1 protein-coding gene is annotated in these 381 nt (G+C 66.1%); it reads left to right on the plus strand.

From position 1 onward, the window contains the following. A partial coding sequence (locus tag D588_RS0114515; protein ID WP_017916497.1) for a transposase occupies nucleotides 1-381 on the plus strand: 381 nt, incomplete at both ends.

Raw genomic sequence — 381 nt, forward strand, 5'->3', positions numbered from 1 at the left:
CTCAAAGCGCTGGTGCGCCGGCGCCAGGATCTGCAACAGATGCTGCAGATGGAGCGCAACCGGCTGGAGGTCGCTCCGGCCCAAGTGAAGGACTCGATCCAGGTCCATCTGGCCGATCTGCAACACCACATCGCCCAGATCGAGCAGGCTATCGATGACCATATCGACCAGGATCCGACCTTGCGTGGGCAGCGCGAGCTGCTGGTGAGCATCCAGGGGATTGCCGACACCAGCGCGGCCTTGATGCTGGCCGAGCTTGGCGATGTGAGGCGCTTCGCCGATGCCTCGGCGGTGACCGCCTTCGCCGGCCTGAATCCGTGCCTGCAGGAGTCGGGCGAGCGCAAAGGCCACGTCTGCATCTCGCGCACCGGCTCGCCCCGC

It is taken from the genome of Xanthomonas sp. SHU 308 (assembly GCF_000364645.1).
In the GTDB taxonomy this organism is placed as follows: domain Bacteria; phylum Pseudomonadota; class Gammaproteobacteria; order Xanthomonadales; family Xanthomonadaceae; genus Xanthomonas_A; species Xanthomonas_A sontii.